1 protein-coding gene and 1 pseudogene are annotated in these 1,218 nt (G+C 73.6%); both read right to left on the bottom strand.

The window, feature by feature from the left end:
* Positions 1 to 56: 56 nt before the first annotated feature.
* Complete coding sequence (locus G3I65_RS33960; RefSeq protein WP_160699724.1) at positions 57 to 878, bottom strand: cyclase family protein; 822 nt, start codon at positions 876 to 878, stop codon at positions 57 to 59.
* Positions 875 to 1,218, bottom strand: a pseudogene (locus tag G3I65_RS33955) (HpcH/HpaI aldolase/citrate lyase family protein); the annotation flags it as partial. The gene G3I65_RS33960 and the pseudogene G3I65_RS33955, both read right to left, overlap by 4 nt.

Raw genomic sequence — 1,218 nt, 5'->3', positions numbered from 1 at the left:
GCCCTTGGCCCGCACCGACGCGGCGAACGCGGCCAGCTGCTGCACGATCGTCGCGGTCACGCGCTCACCGCCGCGAGCGGGCGCACAGGGGAGCCGGTGCCGCCGACGATCCGCAGCGGCGCCAGCACGAACACGAACTCGTGCACGCCCTCCTCGGCCACGGCTTCCAGGTTCAGGTGCTCCATGATGAAGATGCCCGACTCCACCAGCAGGATCCGGTGCACCGGCAGCACCGCGTGCCCGGCACCGGCCGGGATCTGCTCGTAGGCCGTGGTGTCCGCGCCGGTCGCCACGACACCCCGCGCCGCCAGCCATTCCGCCGCCGACGTCGTCGCGCCGGGAACGCCGGTTTCCTTGCCCATGTAGGAAACAGCGTCGTCGAAGTTCCGCGCCCAGCCGGTGCGGATCAGCGCGACGTCACCAGCGCCGGGTTCGGTCCCGGCGCGCTTCGCCGCCGCATCGAGGTCGTCGGCCGTGACGCCGTAGCCCGGCTCCAGCGTGGGGACGCCGTGGACGGCTGCGACGTCCAGGAGGACCGCCCGCCGCAGCAGGCCGGGCAGGTTTTCCGCGCCGTGCGTGCGGAACACGCCGCCCTGCTGGGCCTCGGCGGCATCGACGTCACCGTGCAGCTTGCCGTCGTGGCTGACGTGCGAGAGCGCGTCGATGTGGGTGCCGACGTGCCCGCCGGTCACGATGATCTCGTTGGCGGCCGACCCGCCGTCCGGGCGGCGCATGTCGCCGTGGCGGCGGATCAGGGTCATCCGGAACCCGGGGTGGTTCGGCGAGCAGGGCATGCCGGTGAAGAACGGCTGCCCGAGCTCGATCAGCCGGACCCCGCCGGCGACCGCCGACAGCAGCGGATCCTGGGGACGTGTCATGAGTGCTGGCCTTCCTTTGCTTCCGAGCCCGCGAGCGCGAGCACCCAGCGGGCGCGCGCCACGATCGCGGCGTCGACGAACTGTCCGCGGTGGTCGATCCAGGCCGCCGACCCGGTCGTTTCGAGGTGGTCGAGCAGGTCGCTCGCCCAAGCGGTTTCCGCGGGATCGGGCGCGCAAACGTCGTGCACCACGGGGATCTGGGCGGGGTGGATCACCGACCGGCCGAAGAACCCGGCCGCCCGCCCGGCTTCGGTGCTCGCGCGCAGGCCGTCGAGGTCGCGCACGGCGGTCCAGACGCTCTGCACCGGGCTCGGCAGCCCGGCCGCCCGCGCGGCGACGA

Source organism: Amycolatopsis sp. SID8362, assembly GCF_010550475.1.
GTDB lineage: Bacteria > Actinomycetota > Actinomycetes > Mycobacteriales > Pseudonocardiaceae > Amycolatopsis > Amycolatopsis eburnea.
This window is presented reverse-complemented; position numbering and strand designations above follow the sequence as displayed.